Genomic DNA, 20,585 nt, shown 5'->3' on the forward strand with positions numbered 1-20,585 from the left:
GACCTTTTGTTGCAAAAGAAGGAAAAAGCTTCAGCTTGCCTGCTGCTCTAGCGACAGCTCACCGATGGCAGCCGCTGCCCGCAGGTACAAGACCGCGCTCCACAACTGATCAGCCGAACCCATGGCAAAGCCATTGGCTGGATTGTAGTACTCATAGAAGCCGCTGTGGCTTTCAAGTTTGGCAAACTGATTCCGGGCGAGACCAAACTCTCCCATGTGAGCCAGTGCCATGACAGTGAAGCCAACAATGAATGGCCATACGACCACGCCGTTAGTCTCTTCGATCACCAGGGCCTCCGCTTCGGTCTGCGGATTATGTCTGCAACTGATGGTCACTCCGTAGCTTGTGTTTACATTCATGAGTGCAGACACCACAGCCAGATACCGCTCCGGCGGCACAATGCCATACAGCACCGCCAGCGATGTCCCGAGCGGATCGATATGCAACACCTCAGGCCGATCCTGATACGCACCGTTCACGAAGAATCGCTCGTTTATCAGGTCTTTGAGAGCTGCTGCTTCCGCTGCAAACTGCTCGCCGTAGATGAGTGAAGCAGCTTCAGCATCATTGTGCCAAACACCATTCAAATCGGTACTAAACTCCGCCAACATGGACAATGCGTGGTACCACAGACTGTTGTTGGTCAGAAGCGTCTTGTCGCCAAGCTCCTTCTCCATGGTGTCGCGCCAATCGCAACCTACCACCAGCCCGTCACGGAGCAAGTGCTCTTTGACGTACCAGTACGCGTGGAAGATCTGACCATAGAATCTGATCAACAACGTGTGATCACCAGTCAGATTTGCATACTCGAGCATCGCCACGATGTACATGATCTCGGAGTCCTTGGTGCCGGGAGTCAGGTTATACAACCCTTCCTCGCCACCTTCCTCGATCATGCGCCGGAGCGGAAAGCCGATCTTGTGCCGATCGACCGCTTCCTCTACCTTGACACCGAGCATCTTCCACAGATCATCGGCAAACAAGATCGGCACACGACCGTCTTCACGGATCCGGACCGACAGTGCCTCGAGGTGACGCCGCGCAAGCCCAGCTCCACGCTCGCCACCAAAGCGAATCAGCGCCGGCAAGATAGCCAACGCCAGATCCCTGGTCCAACACTGGTACCGATACCGGTGTGGTGACGCCCAAACGCCGTTTTCTCCATAGCAACTCTGCAGAATATTGAGTGCTTGTGTACTTTTTTCAGTGCTCATAAAGCACCTCCTTTTGTTAGGTCAAAGATCTAGGTTTCTATTCTGCCACTTGGAGTAGCTCAATAACTTACCCTAAATATACCACTCTTAATGCTTTAGTCAATTACCCAGTATGTGGCATAGACTGACGTGCTACACTAGTAGCGTGACCACCACAACGGCTTTTGCTATTAAAACAGAGACCTTTGAAGGTCCGATGGAACTCCTCATTGAACTCGTTGAAAAACGAAAGCTGTTGATCAATGACATTTCACTCGCTTCTGTGACCGACGAATACATGCAGACAGTGAGCGCCATGCAGGAACTCTCGCTCCCGAACACTGCCCAGTTCATCACTCTGGCCGCTACACTTCTCCTCATTAAATCAAAATCACTCTTGCCGGTCCTTGATCTCACTTCTGAAGAGGAGGCTAGTATTGATGACCTTGAGCAACGACTGAAACTCTACCAGCTCTATCGTGACGCCAGTCTTGAACTGCAGCTGTACTTCGGCAAGACCAATATGTACGAACCAGAGTACGTGCCACCACGCGAACCACTCTTTGTGCCTGACGTCTACTGTAATGTTAGTTCACTTAATGTAGCCATGCAGGAGGTGCTAGCCGGACTACCGAAGAACGAACCAAAACCAACCGCCAAGGTCCGTCCGACTGTCTCACTTGAAGACATGATGGAACGACTCCAACGACGGATCGAGCAACAGATGAGAACTAAGTTCTCTGAGATCAGAGCCGGAGAGACTGAGCACAAGAATGTGATCGTTGGCTTTTTGGCGATCTTAGAACTCTTCAAGCAGGGCAACATCCTCATTACGCAAGAAGGAAGATTTAACGATATTCATATGGAACTCGAGCGAGCGGATACGCCGCGGTACTACTAGAAAAGCAAAAAGGCCGGTGCCTTCGGCACCGGCCTTTTGCGCACAACCACCCCTGAAAATCCATATTTTTCATGCTATTATGACAGCATGTCCTTGGATATTCTCATCGAGGCGCTGCTTTTTTATAAAGCAGCGCCTCAAAGCAAGCAAAAACTCATGAAGCTTTTTGCGGTGGGGGAGGAGGAATTTGGCGCCGCTTTGGCCGTTCTGAAAGAACGGCTGCAAAGCGGCGCTACACGACTCATCGAGACTGACGATCAGATCCAACTCGTAACCGCGCCGGAACTCTCAGAGTTCATCGAATCACTCCGTAAACAAGACCTCACCGGTGACATCGGCAAAGCTGGTGCCGAAACCCTCGCGATCATCTTGTACAGAGAACCAGTCTCGCGCAGTGAGATCGACCGCATTCGTGGCGTGAATTCATCATTTATCCTTCGAAACCTCCTTACTCGAGGACTTATCACCCGCGACTCAGTCACCGGACAAGGCTACCGTTTCAGCATCAGCCCCAATCTACTTCAACACCTTGGTATAACTGACAAGCGCGCACTACCAAATTATTCACAATTCATGGGCGCCATTGATGCATTTGACACCGCCGAAACATGAACGACCAATTCCCACAACTGATCGAAACTGTCGATGATGCGCCGAGCACCAAGAATCATTTTCCGATTGTTGCACAGTTAGGTGTACTTGCTTTTGTGTTGACAGGCATCTTTGGCACACTCTATGTAGTTGGCGACAATAGCCAACAACCAACAGTGACCCAAACCCCACCCCCTCCGATCATTGAGATCAAGCAACAAACATTGCCACCACAAAAGATCGAGGATGTTGAACTCCGCGCTACCGCTGCCTATGTCTGGGACGTCACCGGACAGCGAGCGCTCTACAACAAAAACGCCAGTGAACCACTCCCGCTAGCGTCGATCACCAAACTCATGACGACGCTTCTCGCACATGAGCTCATTGCTGACAATGAAGCTGCAGTGGTCTCGCTGAACGCGATCCGCCAAGAAGGGAGTAGCGGCTTGTTTGCAGGCGAAGAGCTTGAGATCAAAGATCTCCAGGAGCTCGCACTTATCTCTTCTTCTAATGATGCCGCGTACGCACTTGCTGCGAGCGTCGGTAATCTTCTTGGCGATAATGACCCAACCAACCAATTCATCGCCGGCATGAACATCCGCGCAGCAGAACTCGGTCTTGAAACACTCGAATTCAAGAGTACAACCGGGCTCGATATTTCAGAGACTGAACCCGGCGCCACCGGCTCGGCTCGTGATGTTACTTTCTTGATGGAATACATCATCACACACTACCCAGACCTCATCGCACCAACCAAGCAGGCAGAAACTCTCGTGTACAACACCGCCGGAGCGTATCACGAGGCACACAACACCAACGAGATCGTTCTTGACGTCCCGAATCTCCTCGGTTCAAAGACAGGCTACACCGACCTAGCTGGTGGCAACCTGACCATTGCGTTTGATGCTGGACTTAACCGTCCGATTATCATTACTGTCCTTGGCTCAACTCGAGATGAACGCTTTACTGACGTGCTCACCCTTGTAAAAGCCGTCCAAGAATCAGTGGGTGTACAATAATTATTATGGATTCTCTTTTACTTAACGTCCTTATTCCTGCACTAACCTCCTTTACGGTCGGTATTTTGATCACACCTTTAGTGACACACTACCTGTACAAATTCCGCGTCTGGAAGAAACAGGGCGGCAAAGTGGCCATGAGTGGCCAGGAGGCAACTGAGTTCAATCGACTCAAAGGAGGGGAGGAGACCAAGACGCCGCGCATGGGCGGCATTGTCATTTGGAGCAGCGCGATCATCACGCTGTTTGGTACATACGTACTCTCAGTACTCTTTCCAGACACATTTCTGGCTGAACTAAACTATTTGAGCCAAGAGCAAACTCTCATCCCAGCTGCAATGCTGATCGCTGGCGCATTCATTGGTTTTTTGAACGATTTCTACGATGTAACCCACGGTGGTCAAGGCCTCCGACTGCGCGCACGCTTACTCATGATCACTGCGCTCGCGAGCTTCTCTGGTTGGTGGTTCTACGCCAAAAATGGTGTCGAAAGCATCAACATCCCGTTTGATGGCAGTCTCGAGCTTGGTATACTCATCATCCCATTTTTTGTTCTCCTTACCCTTATGCTCTACGCAAGTGGCGTGATCGACGGCATTGACGGCCTCTCGGGTGGAGTATTTGCTTCGATCTTTGCTGCCTATACTGGGGTAGCAGTCATCCAAGAACAATTTGAACTGGCAGTATTTTGCGCAACAGTCGTCGGCGGTATCATGGCGTTTTTATGGTTCAACGTGCCGCCAGCGCGTTTCTGGATGACTGAGACTGGCTCAATGGCGCTCACCCTCTCACTCGCCGCAGTGGTATTTATGACCGACTCGCTTGGAGACGGAAACGGTATCAGCCTGCTCTTGATCATCGGTCTACCCCTCATTGCTACCGTCTGCTCAAACGTATTACAGATCACATATAGAAAGACCACCGGCAAGAAGCTCTTCCGTATTGCACCACTACACCACCACTTCGAAGCGATCGGCTGGCCGTCAGCAAAAGTGACCATGCGCTACTGGATCATCAGTATCTTCTGCGCTGTTATTGGAGTGATCATCGCAAGTTTGGCATGAGCAATAAACCCAAGTCTGTCGATACTGTACTACTTATACTGATCGGCCTCATGGTAGCCGGCGGTTTTCTTATTTTTTCATCTGCATCGCTCGGGCTTATGGCTCGCGATGGTGCCACCTTCGGCTCAGTAGCACTCAGTCAATTTCTCTTTGGGATAGTTGGTGGCGGCATTACCTTACTCCTCATCAGCAACGTCTACTATCGCAACTGGCGTAAGTACGCTTTTTATCTTTTTGTGGTCTCACTGCTCGCGACACTCGCTGTATTCATTCCTGGCATCGGCATGACCCACGCAGGCGCTACGCGCTGGCTAGACCTCGGTTTCACCACGGTCCAGCCTTCAGAGTTCCTTAAGATCGGTTTTGTGGTGTACCTTGCGACCTGGTTTTCTGGTATTCACCACAAGATCACCAACTGGCGCTTTGGGCTTGTGCCGTTTGGTGCGATCGTCGGCGTGGTCGGAGCAGTCATGCTACTACAGCCAGACACCGACACCTTCCTCATCATGGCTTTCGCAGGGATGGCAATGTATCTGGCGGCTGGCGCCAAATGGCAAGATATCGCACTCATCATTCTTGGCGGTGTCATGATGCTCGCGGTGGTTGCTAGCATGCGACCATACATCATGGATCGTTTCACCACCTTTATGAATCCAGACGCTGACCCGCTTGGAAGCGGGTATCAGATCCAACAGTCACTCATTGCAGTTGGATCCGGTGGTTTGACTGGTAGGGGATACGGGCAAAGCATCCAGAAATTCCAGTACTTACCGGAGCCAATTGGCGACTCGATCTTTGCTGTATACGCAGAAGAATTTGGCTTTCTTGGGACTATGTTACTTATCGTCGCCCTCATATTTCTCACCTTGCGTGGCTACCGGATCGCCACCCAGGCGAAGGATATTTTTGGCACCTTACTGGTAGTTGGTTTCATGACCATTATCATTGCTCAAGCATTTTTGAATATTGGCGCCATGGTTGCGCTTGCGCCGCTTTCAGGCCTACCACTCCCGTTCATCAGCCACGGCGGTACCGCACTCATGGCCACACTCGCATCGCTCGGAATCGTGTTGAACGTGTCGAAATATCGAACTTTGCGAAACTGAGCATGCTACACTTGGGTGTATGAGAATTGGTTTTGTTGGTGGAGGATCCGGAGGACACTTCTATCCACTCGTTGCCGTTGCATATGAACTCAATCATTCCGATGCACAGCCGGAGCTCTTTTACTTTGGCCCATCACCATATGACGAAGCAGCGCTGACAAAATACGATATCAAGTGGGTAAAGTGTCCAGCAGGTAAACTGCGCCGCTACTTCTCGATCCAAAACTTCTTTGATCTATTTCGTAATTTCTTTGGCGTGTTTGTTGCCATTTGGAAACTCTACGTCATCTATCCAGACGTGATCTTCAGTAAAGGTGGCTACACGAGTGTACCTATTCTCGTGGCAGCAAAGTTCCTACGCATACCAGTCGTAATCCATGAATCGGACGCGATCCCGGGTCGTGCGAATAAGCTCGCTATGAAACAGGCACGTTACATTGGTGTTGCGTACGATGACGCCGCGCAGTTTTTTCCGCAGGAAAAAACTGCGCTCGTCGGCATCCCAATGCGCCCAGAGATCAAAAACATTCCAACCGATCCTTTTTCACAGCTGGGTATTCCAAACGACAAACCTCTGATCTACATCACCGGCGGCTCTAGCGGCGCAGAGCGCATCAATAATATCGTCTTGCGCCTACTCAAGGATCTGTTGCCACACTATCGGATCTTCCACCAGACCGGCCAAGCCAATCTCGACGAAATGCGTCTTGCAGCCCAGAGTCTGCTGACAGGAACCGGTCTGGAAGACAGCTACTACCTCGAAGGACTCATCCCGCCAGAAACTGTTTCGGCACTCATGGCAGCCGCTTCGCTCATTATCACTCGCGCCGGCAGCACCACACTCTTTGAGATCGCGTACCACGCCAAGCCATCGATCGTCATCCCGATCCCTGAAGATGTTAGTCGAGACCAGCGCTCAAACGCCTACGCCTACGGTCGTAGCGGCGCAGCAGTAGTGATGGAAGAACACAACATCACTGAGCACTTGCTTGCAAACGAAATTCACACTATTATCAGTGACCCAGCAAAAGCTGCCGCAATGAGTCAGGCAGCCAAGGGAATGTTTGTCGATAACGCAGCACTCAAGATCGCCAATATACTCATTTCAATCGGAACAGAACATGGATCATAATACTTCTAAACCCGTCGTGACACGCTTTGCGCCGTCACCAACTGGTTTTCTACACATCGGCGGTGTTCGCACTGCACTCTACGCGTATCTCTATGCCCGCAAGCACCAGGGTACGTTTATATTACGTATTGAAGACACTGACAAAAACCGCGAAGTGGAGGGATCGATTCAGCACATCCAAGACTCACTCGCATGGCTTGGTATCAACTGGGACTACGGACCAGACAAACCAGGACCCTTTGGCTCTTGTTTACAATCAGACCGCCTCGATATCTATAAGAAATACGCTGAAAAGCTCGTTGAAAAAGGACTAGCGTACCCAGATCCGTACACCGCGGAAGAAACGGCCGCTTTTCGTGAGCAGGCCGAAACCGAAAAGCGGCCGTTTCTCATGCGCCACCACCGCCCAGACACCTTCGAAGCTTGGGACGGTACGAAACCGCTACGCTTAAAAGTACCCGAGCTCAAACGCTACGAGTGGCACGATGTGGTCCGCGGCAAACTCTCAGCTGGAGAAGAAATGCTCGATGATATCATTCTCATCAAAGCCGACGGGTACCCAACCTATAACTTTGCGCACATCATCGACGATCTCGAAATGGGAGTTACGCACGTGATGCGCGGTGAAGAATTCATTGCCAGCACACCAAAATTCCTCAGCATCTATGATGCGCTTGAGATCCCGTGGCCGGTCTTTGTGACCCTACCACCGATCATGGGCCCTGACGGTAAGAAGAAGCTCAGCAAACGAGACGGCGCCAAAGACCTGCTCGACTACAAGAAAGATGGCTATTTGCCTGAGGCAATGTGCAACTTCTTGGCACTCATTGGCTGGAATCCGGGCGGCGACCAGGAGCTTTTCTACAACACTGACGAACTCACCGCGGCTTTTTCACTCGAAAAGATCCATCGCTCTGGCGGTGCCTTCAATGAAGAAAAGCTGAAGTGGATGAACAAAGAACACATCAAGAAGCTCTCAGCTGCAGAAAAGTCTGCGTACATCAAACGCACCACTATTCCGACCGAACTATCTGGCGTGTATGCTGAAGCTAGGCAAGAGAAACTCACCGAGACCATCCTCGAGCGCACACACAACATCGCTGAGATAAACGAAGCGGCAGCAGCAGGGGAGTATGACTGGCTGAAGAGCACTCCAGAATACGACGGAGCTATTCTCAAATGGAAAAATGATCCTTCGATCGACGAAGCACTCCCACGTCTTGAGAAGGCTGCAGAGCTACTTACGCAAGCTGATTTTTCAACCTTAGATACTGTGAAGGAGGGTGTTTGGTCGTACGCAGAAGAAACCGGAAAAGGGGAAGTGCTTTGGCCACTACGAGTAGCACTTTCTGGAAAGGAACGCTCACCAGACCCATTCACTCTCGCGTTCATACTTGGACAAGCCGAGACCATTTCACGCATCACCGAAGCTTGTGATAAAATTAAGGCGTAATGCCAAAACGCCTGTTCGTAGCCTTTTTACTTGGGATCCTCATCCCGCAATTGTTGTTGGTACAACCACCGAATGTTTTTGCTGAATCAGAGATAGATAAACTCCGCCGCGAGATCGATAGTCGTAGTAACCGTCTCGCTGAGATCGAAGCTGAGATCGCACAGTTTGAATCACAACTCAAGGAGGTTGGAGCAGAGAAGAAGACTCTCCAAAATGCCATCAGCCAGCTCGAACTCGAACGCAAGAAGGTGAACGCAGAGATCACCAAGACCGAGAATCTCATCACCTCAACTGACCTTGAGATCAATAAAATCGTCCTCGAGATCGACCGTACTCAGAAAGACATCAACGCCAGCGAAAAAGCCATCGCTTCAATCATTCGCACCGAATACAAAGCAAGCGAAGATAGTTTGATCGAACTTCTCCTCCAACATGACCGACTATCTGAGTTTTGGAGCAGCTATGAAGCACACGAAAGCCTTCGCGATACGATGGCGGGCAAGGTCGCTGAGCTCGATACCTTCAAGGCACTGCTTGAGGAACAGCGTGATGACAATCAAGCCAAGCGAGACCGACTGAGTTCTCTGAAGAACCAATACACTGACCAAAACATGGTCCTCGAGAACAACAAACGCGAACAAGCTGACCTCCTTGAGGTGACCAAGAGTGAAGAACGCAATTATCAGCAACTGCTCGCCAGCAAGGAGCAAGCCCGAAAGGAGATCGAAGCAGAAATGCGTGAATTCGAATCCAAGCTCCAGTTTATCCTCGACCCAAACACCATCCCAACTCCTGGAACTGCGGTGTTCAGCTGGCCGCTCGATAACATCATCATCACGCAGTACTTTGGTGGAACTGAGTTTGCAGCACGCAACGCCAGCGTCTACGGCGGACGAGCCTACCACCCAGGCGTCGACTTTGGCGTACCACGCGGCACGCCGATCAAAGCTCCACTCAGCGGTACCGTCCGAGCTACCGGAAACACCGACGCGGTGCCTGGCTGTTATTCGTGGGGCAAGTGGACACTTATCGATCACGCCAACGGACTCACCACGCTCTACGCTCACCAAGACGTGATCGCTGTGAGCCCTGGTCAACGTGTAAGCACTGGTGAGGTCATTGGGTACTCAGGCAACACCGGCTACTCAACCGGTCCACACCTTCACTTCACCGTGTACGCCAAAGACGGTGTAAGTGTCCGCAAGTTCAATGAGATCAAGACCGTCACGAGCTGTGGCGCTGCCACCACACCAGTCGCCGCCACCGAGGCATACATAGATCCAATGCTCTATTTGCCAGCGTACTAAACTGCTGTATTTTATCTCAAAACGTGATACATTCGTTTTCGGTAGTACGCACTAGTTGAGGTGAGCAGATGTCTGAACACACGATGAAAGCAGTGGTTGGTGCAGCCGTTTCTATTGCGGTTGCGGTAGGTGTATACGTCACCAAAGATCTAAATGCCATGTGGGGACTGAGCGTCCTAGTCTTCTTTTTCCTGAAATAAACTAAACGAGCAGCCTTCTTCAGATAATTTGAGGGCTGTTTTTATAAACTGGGGATAACTTGGCACATTTCAGTGGATAACTCTGTGGAATAACTGTAAAATATAAGTGCGATGCAGTGCATCGTAGGAACTTACCCGAATGGAAGCCCGCGCCAAGCGCGGGCTTCTGGGGCCTTTTTTATATTAGAACCTACACTTACTCTTTTTGAGTAAGTCTCTGTATTGCGATATAGTTACACACATGTCAGACACTTCAGCAACGCAGATCGTTATTTTAGGTGGTGGCGGAGATCTAAGTCAGCGCAAGTTGCTTCCGGCGCTTTTTGACTTGTATCTGCGTGATATGCTTCCAGTAAATTTTCATATTATTGGACTTGCTCGTAGCGAGCGTAGTGATGAAGACTATCGTACTTTCGTGCAGCAAGCGCTCACGAAGCATGTCACACCAAAAGAAGGGAAGCACCGCACCCTTAAAGACTTTTGTGATCGAGTATCATATGTCAGCGGTTCATTCGACGAAGAATCAACCTACGGATCACTTCATAAAGCACTGGGTGATTTTGATGAACAAGAGGGAAGGGCGAACCGGCTTTTCTACCTGGCAGTACCACCAAAATTCTACGGACAGATCTTTCGCGATCTGAAGGGAAGTGGCGTAGCTGAAGAAGCCGAAGGAAAGTGGACGCACATTTTGGTAGAAAAGCCATTTGGCCACAACCTTGAAACCGCTCAAGCACTCGATGCAGAACTTGCTGATCTCTACCGCGAAGATCAAATCTTCCGCATCGATCATTATCTAGCGAAGGAGGCTGTCCAAAACATTCTTTCATTCCGTTTTGCTAATACACTACTTAAGGCACCTTGGAATAAAGACGCAATCGAATCAGTCACTATCACCATGACAGAGACTCTTGACGTGGGAGACCGTACCAATTTCTACGAGGGCGTCGGGGCACTACGCGATGTTGGACAGAATCATCTCCTTCAACTGCTTGCCCTTACCGCCATGCGTGAACCTGCAGAATTCACGGTGAAGTCTATTCGTGATGCCCGCACCGAGGTGCTTGAAGCCTTGGTTCCGATCGATCAGAGCCAGCTCGAACTCTCCGTCCTTCGCGCCCAATACGACGACTACAAGACTCACGAACACATCCCAGATACTTCAGAAACCGAAACCTACTTCGAGCTACGAGCAGAAGTAAATCTGCCAGAGTGGGAAGGCGTGCCGTTTTACATCCGCTCTGGGAAAGCGCTTGATCAAGCGGAGGTGTCTATTACCGTACAGTTTAAAGATGTCGCAAGTGGCATGTTTGAAACGCAAAGCTGTCTTAGTAAGGGTAACGTAGTGAAGCTCACCATCTCACCCGAGCAAGTGATCGAGATCAATCTCAATGCCAAAGAACCAGGTCTCGGGTTTCAGCTCGAAGACCGTAATCTACGCTTTGTCTGCGAAAAAGGAGATGTCGAGATCAAGAACTCATACGAGAAGGTGCTCTACGATTCGATCATCGGTGACCAAACACTCTTTACGCGCACCGAGGAAGTGCTCGCTGCTTGGAAGTACATCACACCGATCATCGACATGTGGCAGGATCTGCCACTCTATACGTATACAAAAGGAAGTACTGGGCCGGACCAGACGATTATTCTGTAACACTTTTCTATGGAGAAAGAACTCATTTTCATTGGACTTGGGCGTATGGGACTCGCCATGACTGCACATTTGGTTGCAGAGGGTTTTGTTGTGCATGGCTTTGATGTCACTGAAGCGTCACGCCAAGAGGCCGCTAAAGCAGGTGTACAAGTGCAAGCAACCCTCACTGACACACTTGCACAAATGTCTGAGAAGAAGATCGTGTGGCTGATGGTGCCATCGAAGTTTGTTGATGAGGTGATCACAGAAATGAAGCCTCTCCTCAAGTCAGGAGACATCGTGATCGATGGCGGTAACTCATTCTTCAAAGATACGCTGCGCCGTGGCGAGGCGCTCGCTAAGGACGATATTCATTTTGTAGACTGCGGCACCTCCGGTGGCATGCGCGGTGCTCGCCACGGCGCAGCTCTCATGGTCGGCGGACCAAAAGATGTTGTATCAGAGATCGAACCGATCTTCACTACACTCGCCATTGAAAACGGCTACGCACATGTCGGTAAGACCGGCGCTGGTCACTTTGTAAAAATGGTCCACAACGGCATCGAATACGGCATGATGGGAGCGATTGCAGAAGGCCTCAGCTACATTGAAGACCGTCAAGAAGAATTCGATATTGATATCCAAAAGGTCCTCGATCCATACCAACACGGTAGTATCGTGACCAGCAGTCTCATGGACTGGATGGCTGACTCATACCGTACTGAAGGCTACCTCGAAGCAATTGCGGGAGAAGTTCCACGCGGCGAAACAGAAGAGGAGATGGAATACATTATTGAAGCAGGAAAGACTCCAGTTTTAGAAGCATCTGTCGAACAGCGCAAAGCGACCCGAGGAAATCCATCACGAATCGGCACCTTACTCTCAGCAATGCGGAATCAGTTCGGTGGCCACGCAGTTGTTAAAAAAGAAGAGAAGTAACATGCAACTCCACACCAGCGATAATCCAGCCAAGGAGCTGGGGCAGGCGATCAGTACAGCGATCAATGAACACGACGGGGACGTGGTCTGCTTGCTATCGGGCGGATCAGCGCTGGATGTGGTAGAGCACATAAATATCACACGTTCGCCTGGTCGACTACCTGAGAATCGCCCGGTCCTCGCAGATGACATTTCTGCTGCGGGGGCATCCCTACAGGCAGTCGACCAGACTTCAGAAAGTAACTCGAATAAACCTGAATGTCGCACAATATTCATGATGGGGGATGAACGGGGGAGCAGGGAGCCTGAGATCAACAACACCTTACAACTGCTCGCGCGGCATCCGAACCATCCAGTCAGTCACATGCTCCTAGAGACCATTCCAGAGGAAAACGAATCCTTGGAAGATTTTGCAGCTAGAATTGAAAAAACTTTTTTGCAAAAAATTTCGCAGCTTCAGAATCCAAAAATATTCATGATCCTAGGTATGGGTCCAGACGGGCACACAGCCGGAATTTTTCCGTTGCCCGAAGAAGTGTTCCAAGAGATCTACCGACCCGACTCTACCTACGTCCCAGTACACGTCGAAGGCCTTACAATCGATTCTAGAGCCTCGCTGACTCCGTCTTGGATCCTAGATCATGTAGATCAGGTCCTAGGGTTCATAGTTGGCGAATCCAAAGCTGAGATGCTGGAGTCATTGGTAACTGAATCCAAAAAGCTGCATGAACGGCCAGCTGAGCTACTGAAGCTGCATAAGGACGCTCATATCTACACAGACCTATACATAGATTCAAAATAGGCTCTAGAGAAGGGTTATACGGCATTGCAATATATGCCGTATTTGCCATATTGATTATGTCGCAAAAGATATATTGTGCGACGTAAGGGAATATAAAAAGAAATAGCTTACTATTCCTCTGCCACATACACCCCACCGAGGAAGTGGCCCATAGTCTGGTCGTAGTCCGGCCGATGTGCGGTTAAATGTATCGTTCGCTCTCCCCCTCGTGTCAGTCGAGACTCTATCTCCGGATGTGCAGCCAGATAGCTTTGCAATTTTTCTGGAATAATTTCATCCTGGGAAATGATCTGCTTCTTATTGCCAAAATGAGCTCGAAGCTCATCTTTGATCTGCGTGTAATGCGTACACCCGAGTACAACCACCTCACTCTCCCCTCCTTCCCCCTCTAGCCTCGAAATCGCCTGCACGGCTGCAGCTTCAAGTTCATTCATTTCAATGAGTGGTACGAGCTCAGGCGTCGCGATCTGCACGAGCTTCGTGTTTCCGTTTCCTTTATGATCGAGTTCTAGCTGATACTTACCCGACTCAACGGTTCGTTTGGTGCCAATCAGCGCTACTGTGGTCGGCGCGCCGAACTCCAGCTCCTCGATCGTCGGCACAATGATCCCGAGAATCTTGCGATCGGGGTATTCCTCCGGCAGAAACTCATTCTGGAGTCGGCGCGCCGTCTCTGCCGAAGCTGTATTGCACGCAATGATGACTAGCACTGCTCCACCCTCAAAGAGATAACGCACCCCCTCCTTAGTGAGTTCATATATCTCTTGCTCAGTTTTGTCGCCGTACGGGAGGTGTGCAGTATCACCATAGAATGAGTAGTCGTATTCTGGCAGCATCTTTACTACCGCCCTGAGTACTGTCAGTCCGCCGAGTCCAGAATCAAAAAAACCGATTTTCATGTGGCTAGATTATACTGCACAAACAAAAAAGGTGTAGCCGTAGCTACACTCTTTTCTTGCTGTTTAGCTCAGCAAGTACATGTTTTGGCAGGAATGACACATAGACCCTCTGACTTGTTTTCGCGCAAAAAAACTTAAAGCGCTGCACCACACCCGCACGATCATCCATCGACCCGACCAGGTGGTAGTCGTGAGTAGGACCACTTATCGGCCACCTAAAAAGTACAACGCCATTCTGCTGACCTGGCTCAAGAGAGAAAGTGTCAGGTCTTAAGACCCAGGCAACACCACGCTCGCCTTCTACCCGAGCCATCAGTTGTCTTGGGACGTGTCTGTCGCGAAAGCCTAGAAATTCCATCGCCATGTCGATCGATTCGAATTGCAACGGCTCTGTTGACTGCTGTATCGATTCAGTCATTTCATTCATGGGATACACCAAAAGATCAAGGTTAGAAGCTAAGTAAAACTGTACTACTTTTTTAAAATTAGTCAATATAAAAAGAACGGCGTCTAGCGCCGTTCAAGGACATGTTTGTGGGATGAAGTTCAATCAAATACAAGATGAAATCTCATCTGTGACTTTGCTTTTTTAGCAACAAAATACCAGTCGTTCCCGTGTGTGTTCGGACCGGACTGCAGCACCCATTGGATACTCTCCACGCACTTCCCAGTGAAAGTGAACCATATCTTCCCAGAAACCTCATCGATTCCTGCCTCGATGACGCCACAATCAAAGATGTCCTTCTTCTCGACAGAGATCTTGTCATGAAAAATACCGACGGATGCTCTGCTAGAAAGCTTGTCTCTCAACAATTCAAGCATCTGTTCAGCTTGTTCTGATTCTCTCGTGAGATCAAATTCTTCTTCTACTTGTTGTTTTAACAACGCATGTGACATATAGTCACTCCCCCTTATATCTTTTGAACAAAAATTAATGTACAGCCAGATCAAAAAGTAACACGAATCTCATCAGAGTCAACCAACAAACTGTGGGTTAGCCTTGCACCTCAAGCCGATATACCATGTTAAGCGCAATCGAAGCAACCGCAGCAATAACAAATGTCCAACCGATCGGTATATAAAAAGAAAGAGCTGCAACAGCCAGCAACGCAAGCGTGCGCCCAGAATGTCCCGCCATTTCACGCATGACCGTATACTCATCTATGTATCTTCCCTGTTCAGCAGACATATCATAGAGAATTGCCTGAAATGGCGTCTTGGTGAAGATCTTTACAATATTGTGGTACAAACCAACAAAGAACACCTGCGCAGCTGAAAGCACGAAGATCTTGAATATCCATCCAAGCGCATAGAGTGAGCTGCCGATCTTCAGTGTCCGCGCCTTTGAATCACTCCCCTTATCAAGATGCTTACCTAACATCAACTGAATGACGATCGTTGCGCCAACTACAATAGTCGAGACCGCCCCGATCTCGAATACATCACCATCTAAAATTTCATATAGAAAGATCGGCCACACTAACGTACTCACCACCACTTCCATACCGTTTGCGAACTCACCCACTGTGAGCCCTCTTGTCTCTTTGGCAAACAACATCTTCCACGTCTTTTTATTGCTCCACGTATACTTGGTGCGAGTCTCTGGTACAAACGCATACGAAACAGTAGCCGCGATCAAGAGTGCCACAGCAGTAGCAAATAGTGCATCATAGCCTGCTCTGGAGATGATAAAGCCTGCTAAAATCGGGCCGATCACCCCCATAAACGCTATAGTCGCAAAGGATAAGCTCACCTGCCTTCCCCGTTCGCCATCGGTAGTAAACTTAGTGAAATCTACGTGATACGGCACCCAGTGAAAGATCCGAAATCCAACAATTACTAGTGCCAACGGTGGCAGAATGTACCAGATATTATCGGCATCAAGAAAATACATCATGCTGTACAAAATGACACTAAAAATACCACCAAGTACCAACGAGCGACTGAATCCTAGTCTGTTGGCAATAAACATCCCTGGCACCAACAGAAACACATAGAGCAGCGACAATATTGCGTAGTAGATACCAACGACATAAAATTGCTCTCCAGCAGTTTCATATAGAAAGATCGGCACAAAGATACCAAGAATTGCCGTGGCAGCACCCTGGATCAGACGTTTTGAGATAAACAACTTAACGAAACCATCACCCTTCTTCCCTACGCGTCGTCGGTGACGACGCAATACTCGTGTTAGTTGTTCCATACTTATTTTTCTGCCATCTTAAGAATCCGATCAAAATGCGACTTTTTCACTTCCATCACAGACAAGCGACTACCCTTCTGCACAAGCGGTAGATCAGACAGACTTTTCTGCTGCTTGATCTCGACCAAGGTCACGATCCGAGGCAATGTGCGCTTATATCGTACATCAACACACAACCAGCGAGGGTTTTCAGGGTCTGACTTTGGGTCTGGGTGTTCACTTTTTGGATCAAACTGCGTCGGGTCTGGGTAGGCCTCTTTAACAATTTCCATTACCCCTGCGACACCGATCTCTTTAGCATTTGAATGGTAAAAAAGCGCCAGGTCACCCTTCTTCATATCGTCACGCATCATATTGCGGACTTGGTAGTTTCGGACACCGTCCCACATCCCTATCTTCTCTCGTTTCAGATCGTCGATCGAATAACAATCCGGTTCACTTTTCATCAGCCAGTATTTCATATAGTTGCTTGGACTAAATAGCTCGTAATAATATTTAGTACAAATGCAACGAGCATAAGAAGGAGCGATACAAGTAATCCTCTTTTCTTTACTGACATCTTTTTAAACCTTTTATGAATATAAGTAACTAGTGTATAGCAAAAATACAAAAACGACGCGCACAAAAATAATCTTGCGACTAAAAGATACCAAGAGAAACTACAACCAAACCAACCATAGCATGATTTACCTAATTCAAAGAAGAGTTCTTCAAGCATGAACTAATTGTACCGCGAGCTCCTTCAAAATTAGCATTTTTACCAACAAACAAACCGGCCGGCCCCGAAGGGGCCGGCCGGTTTGTATTAGAAGTTTGCCGCCAGAGCTCCGCCCCAACATGGCATTGATGCACTCCACGGCTGGGTACCCTGTTTCTCATAGAGATAACGAGCGTACGCCATATTGTCGTAGATATCATCAAGATTCAATTCCATTGCAACGGCTGTAGACTCGTGGTAACGCTTGTTGATTTGCATTACCCCAGTATCAGCGGGATCGACTCGACCCTGAAGGATCGAACCATCTGCGAGAGTGTGTCGGAACGTTGATTCACAACGAGCGACTTCGATCATGACCGGAATATCGCTAAAATATTCACGGACAATCTGTTCAGTCTGCCCAGCAGTAGCAACCTGTTGCTCTACTGCCACATCCTCGGTACTTGCAATGTGTCCATACGCTGTTTCCTCTACTGCTACTGTCGAGACAGTTGCTGCGGTAAACAACGCGAGAATCACAGTCGATATAATAAGCCAAAGGTCTTATCTTTTAAGTACCGGTATGAAGAATCGCTGCCGATCAATGATCAGGGCGACACCGATAACCGCAAAACTATAGCATACGCAGCGGATTTTTTATATAATAGCATAATTATCAGTTTTTGTCAATTTATATCTCTGACGAATAAAAAAGGCCCCGCAGGGCCTTTTGTTAGAGCCTCAAAACGAGGCTAACCCACTACCGATCTGCCCTTCAAGAGAGCGTAAGGCCGGATCTGGTGGCATGCGGCGGTGAATCAGCTCCCTATCGTCGGCCGTTACTGCTCGTTTAAGTGCCAGATCGAGAACAGCACGCTCCATTGTCAGCTTGTTCTCAGATCCAACAGCAGCGTGCTCACTGATGATCACATTGACCCACAACAGCTCAGCCAGAGTGGCTTGCGTCCGCAGATAGGGTAATATCTTGACGAACGTCTGTACATCAATGGGACATACACGTCGCGCATCCGCCTTCCCTCCCCTCGAAGAGAGCAGTCGCAATTCACCAAGCAGTGTCAGCAGAGGATCTGATATGTCCTCTGGTACGGTAAACTGATCTGTTTCACCAAGACTATTCATAACCATAAGACCACCTCCACGTGATACTGGTTTTGTTGTAAGAACACTATCTTGAAGAGTGCCAGAACAATTGTAAAAATGCAACGAACGGGCGGCTCCCTTTGGGAGCCGCCCGTTCACAACACTTAATACCAACTACTTCTCTTGTTTTACAGCTTTTTCTGCAGTACTCACTTCAAGCCAATCCTTCATACTCTCAACTGCGCGCAATACTTCGATCGGCGTAGCAAACACGACAGTGTTTGATTGATCTGATGAAAGATCATTGAGCGTTTGTAGTGTACGCAAGTGTAGTGCACCTGGAGCACTCGAGAGCATTGCAGCCGCTTTAGTAATATTTTCAGCAGCAACCACTTCTCCTTCTGCCTTAATGATGACCGCTCGACGTTCACGTTCAGCCTCAGCCTGCTTTGCAATGGTTCGCTCCATCTCGTCAGGCAAGAAAAAGTCTTTCAACTCTACATTGTCTACCTTGATACCCCACTGATCCGTCTCGGTATCAATGATCGTACGGATCTGTTCAGAAAGTTTGTCTCGCTCTGCTAGCACTTCGTCGAGCTCAGCGCTACCCACCACATTACGCATAGTTGTTTGTGCGAGCTGCGAAACAGCGTACCGGAAATTTTCTACTTCAAGCACTGCTTTAGCAGCATCTGCCACTTTGTAGTAGATCACAGCGTTGATACTGGCAGAAACGTTATCGCGTGTGATCACCTTTTGATCAGGCACATCAACTGCCTTTACGCGTAAGTCTACTTTTTCCAAACTTTGAAAAACCGGCACCACGATCCGCCAACCTGGGTTTTTCATGCCGGTAAACCTACCCATAGTCAGCATCACGCCTCGTTCGTACTGCTTTACTTCTCGCAAGAAGATGACAGCAAGAACAATGACAATAACAACAATAGTCAATAATTCCATATGTAAGCATTAAGCTTATAACGTGTCTGTACTGTACACCTACTTGGCTTGCTTGAGAAGTCCCATTGCACCGTAGAGCCCAGCTTCGTCGCCAAGCTTTGCCATAGTGATAAGTGGCGCTTCGACAAAGCCATCGAGTGCTTCAACGGTGTATTTGCGGATCGCATCGATCTCGATCCGTGGGTCACCGGTGATCATCGAACCACCAAGTACAATCGCATCTGGCGACCAATACAAAATTGTATTCCGTAATCCTTGTGCTAAGTATTCTGCCAATTCTTCCCAGAGCACGTCTGTTTGAGGGATCTCATACGGTTTTACTCCAAATCGTTCTTCAACCGCGTTCCCTGAAACAAGATTTTCAAGCGTTGGTGTGATTTCCTCACCTAAAATAGTGCGGTCGATATCAAGCACTTGATGTCCTGGTTCAAACCCAACACTTGCCAAGTCGATCTGCCCATTCTCGATCTTAACTCCACCTACGCCCGTACTGACCGTATGAAACGCAACGATCTCCATCCCCTTACCTGCGCCGTATACCGCTTCGCCAACGCCAGCTATTGCAGCATCATTCTCTAGTGTTACTGGCACATCGAAGTACGCGATCAGCTCGTCTGCCACAGACTTCCCTCCCCACTTAGTCAACACACCATCATGAAGAATGCCTGTCTTGTCTTCATTGAGTGGGCCACGAATACCACCAGCGATCGCCTTTGGTTTTTTATCAGTCATCTCTGCGACTGCTTCAGCGATCTTTTTTACTCCTTTTTCAAAATCATTTGGCGTACTAAATGAAACATTCTTATCAAGCTTTTCTAGGTCACTCGAAACCGCCACGCGTGTCTTGGTGCCACCGATATCAAATACTACGTAAGTCATGGGATAATTTTATCACGAAGTTCTCGCCAAACGACAGGAAATGAGCTGGTGAATTCGTCAGGATTCTGCTCCATGTGTGCAGTCAGGTCGTCTGGATCAAACCAGATCACTTCATCAACCTCATCCTTGTTGTAGGTAAATTCAGCCGAATCACCCACTACAGTTCGGTAAATACCATTGAAATGAAACTCTGTACGGTACGACGTTACGATCTCATCGAGTGGGACATCTGAAATACCGAGCTCTTCTGTCATCTCACGAACTGCAGCTTCGAGATATGTCTCGCCCTCATCGACATGCCCTCCGACCGACTGATCAAGCAAACACGGGTGGAGTACCTCTGCGCTACGACGTTGCACTAGGATCTGCCCGGCTTGATTGAACACAAACACTCGAGAAGCTCTGCGAATATGACCGGCCGCTCTCGCCTCCATCATATCCATTACCCCTATTTCATTATCCTTGTCGTCGACAACTATGATCTTATTGTGCACTTCAGTCATAT

At 49.0% G+C, this 20,585-nt stretch carries 22 protein-coding genes; 11 read left to right on the forward strand and 11 right to left on the reverse strand.

Annotated elements, in window-relative coordinates; all coding sequences use genetic code 11:
- Window positions 1-30: 30 nt before the first annotated feature.
- Complete coding sequence (locus H6786_01525; GenBank protein ID MCB9816051.1) at window positions 31-1,215, reverse strand: hypothetical protein; 1,185 nt, start codon at window positions 1,213-1,215, stop codon at window positions 31-33.
- A gap of 145 nt (window positions 1,216-1,360) precedes the next feature.
- Here H6786_01525 and H6786_01530 point away from each other — a divergent pair, with 145 nt between their 5' ends.
- The 11 genes from H6786_01530 (at window position 1,361) to H6786_01580 (ending at window position 13,341) form a co-directional block, all read left to right on the forward strand.
- Window positions 1,361-2,095, forward strand: coding sequence for a segregation/condensation protein A (locus tag H6786_01530; GenBank protein ID MCB9816052.1), 735 nt, complete (start codon window positions 1,361-1,363; stop codon window positions 2,093-2,095).
- An 87-nt stretch (window positions 2,096-2,182) separates the two neighbouring features.
- Complete coding sequence (locus tag H6786_01535; protein ID MCB9816053.1) at window positions 2,183-2,707, forward strand: SMC-Scp complex subunit ScpB; 525 nt, start codon at window positions 2,183-2,185, stop codon at window positions 2,705-2,707.
- Window positions 2,704-3,705 carry a D-alanyl-D-alanine carboxypeptidase gene (locus H6786_01540; protein ID MCB9816054.1) on the forward strand — a complete coding sequence of 334 codons (1,002 nt, stop codon included), beginning with the start codon at window positions 2,704-2,706 and terminating at the stop codon, window positions 3,703-3,705. The genes H6786_01535 and H6786_01540 overlap by 4 nt, the downstream gene beginning before the upstream one ends.
- A 5-nt stretch (window positions 3,706-3,710) precedes the next feature.
- Window positions 3,711-4,769 (forward strand): hypothetical protein, encoded by a 1,059-nt coding sequence (locus H6786_01545; GenBank protein MCB9816055.1) that lies wholly within the window; start codon window positions 3,711-3,713, stop codon window positions 4,767-4,769.
- The gene (locus tag H6786_01550; protein ID MCB9816056.1) at window positions 4,766-5,875 is read left to right on the forward strand and encodes a cell division protein FtsW; all 1,110 of its coding nucleotides are present in this window, start codon (window positions 4,766-4,768) and stop codon (window positions 5,873-5,875) included. The genes H6786_01545 and H6786_01550 overlap by 4 nt, the downstream gene beginning before the upstream one ends.
- Before the next feature lie 19 nt (window positions 5,876-5,894).
- Window positions 5,895-7,007, forward strand: coding sequence for a UDP-N-acetylglucosamine--N-acetylmuramyl-(pentapeptide) pyrophosphoryl-undecaprenol N-acetylglucosamine transferase (locus H6786_01555; GenBank protein MCB9816057.1), 1,113 nt, complete (start codon window positions 5,895-5,897; stop codon window positions 7,005-7,007).
- Window positions 6,997-8,460, forward strand: coding sequence for a glutamate--tRNA ligase (locus tag H6786_01560; GenBank protein ID MCB9816058.1), 1,464 nt, complete (start codon window positions 6,997-6,999; stop codon window positions 8,458-8,460). Before H6786_01555 ends, H6786_01560 begins: the two co-directional genes overlap by 11 nt.
- On the forward strand, window positions 8,460-9,767 hold the full coding sequence (locus tag H6786_01565; protein ID MCB9816059.1) for a peptidoglycan DD-metalloendopeptidase family protein: 1,308 nt from the start codon (window positions 8,460-8,462) through the stop codon (window positions 9,765-9,767). The genes H6786_01560 and H6786_01565 overlap by 1 nt, the downstream gene beginning before the upstream one ends.
- Window positions 9,768-10,208: 441 nt before the next feature.
- Entirely contained in the window at window positions 10,209-11,621 is a 1,413-nt protein-coding gene (gene zwf / locus H6786_01570) for a glucose-6-phosphate dehydrogenase (protein MCB9816060.1), read from the forward strand.
- Between the two features lie 9 nt (window positions 11,622-11,630).
- Window positions 11,631-12,539, forward strand: a complete 909-nt coding sequence (gene gnd / locus H6786_01575; protein ID MCB9816061.1) for a decarboxylating 6-phosphogluconate dehydrogenase — start codon at window positions 11,631-11,633, stop codon at window positions 12,537-12,539.
- Between the two features lies 1 nt (window position 12,540).
- Complete coding sequence (locus H6786_01580; protein MCB9816062.1) at window positions 12,541-13,341, forward strand: 6-phosphogluconolactonase; 801 nt, start codon at window positions 12,541-12,543, stop codon at window positions 13,339-13,341.
- 110 nt (window positions 13,342-13,451) lie between these two features.
- On the opposite strand, the gene H6786_01585 is transcribed toward H6786_01580, so the two are convergent.
- The 10 genes from H6786_01585 to H6786_01630 all read right to left on the reverse strand — a co-directional run bounded on the left by H6786_01585 (window position 13,452) and on the right by H6786_01630 (window position 20,583).
- Complete coding sequence (locus H6786_01585) at window positions 13,452-14,240, reverse strand: aspartate/glutamate racemase family protein (GenBank protein ID MCB9816063.1); 789 nt, start codon at window positions 14,238-14,240, stop codon at window positions 13,452-13,454.
- A gap of 43 nt (window positions 14,241-14,283) precedes the next feature.
- A complete protein-coding gene (locus H6786_01590) occupies window positions 14,284-14,667 on the reverse strand; it encodes a hypothetical protein (protein MCB9816064.1) in 384 nt (127 codons plus the stop codon).
- Window positions 14,668-14,786: 119 nt separating this feature from the next.
- A complete protein-coding gene (locus H6786_01595) occupies window positions 14,787-15,137 on the reverse strand; it encodes a hypothetical protein (GenBank protein MCB9816065.1) in 351 nt (116 codons plus the stop codon).
- Between the two features lie 97 nt (window positions 15,138-15,234).
- Window positions 15,235-16,443, reverse strand: coding sequence for an MFS transporter (locus H6786_01600; protein MCB9816066.1), 1,209 nt, complete (start codon window positions 16,441-16,443; stop codon window positions 15,235-15,237).
- Between the two features lie 2 nt (window positions 16,444-16,445).
- Entirely contained in the window at window positions 16,446-16,904 is a 459-nt protein-coding gene (locus tag H6786_01605) for an EVE domain-containing protein (protein MCB9816067.1), read from the reverse strand.
- A 344-nt stretch (window positions 16,905-17,248) separates the two neighbouring features.
- Entirely contained in the window at window positions 17,249-17,680 is a 432-nt protein-coding gene (locus H6786_01610; protein MCB9816068.1) for a hypothetical protein, read from the reverse strand.
- 201 nt (window positions 17,681-17,881) lie between these two features.
- Window positions 17,882-18,280 carry a hypothetical protein gene (locus H6786_01615; GenBank protein ID MCB9816069.1) on the reverse strand — a complete coding sequence of 133 codons (399 nt, stop codon included), beginning with the start codon at window positions 18,278-18,280 and terminating at the stop codon, window positions 17,882-17,884.
- A 135-nt stretch (window positions 18,281-18,415) separates the two neighbouring features.
- Window positions 18,416-19,201 carry a slipin family protein gene (locus tag H6786_01620; GenBank protein ID MCB9816070.1) on the reverse strand — a complete coding sequence of 262 codons (786 nt, stop codon included), beginning with the start codon at window positions 19,199-19,201 and terminating at the stop codon, window positions 18,416-18,418.
- Window positions 19,202-19,240: 39 nt separating this feature from the next.
- Entirely contained in the window at window positions 19,241-20,080 is an 840-nt protein-coding gene (locus H6786_01625) for an ROK family protein (GenBank protein MCB9816071.1), read from the reverse strand.
- Complete coding sequence (locus H6786_01630) at window positions 20,077-20,583, reverse strand: NUDIX domain-containing protein (protein ID MCB9816072.1); 507 nt, start codon at window positions 20,581-20,583, stop codon at window positions 20,077-20,079. The genes H6786_01625 and H6786_01630 overlap by 4 nt, the downstream gene beginning before the upstream one ends.
- Between the last annotated feature and the right edge of the window lie 2 nt (window positions 20,584-20,585).

This window comes from Candidatus Nomurabacteria bacterium, assembly GCA_020632075.1.
Classification (GTDB): domain Bacteria; phylum Patescibacteriota; class Minisyncoccia; order Phycocordibacterales; family UBA918; genus OLB19.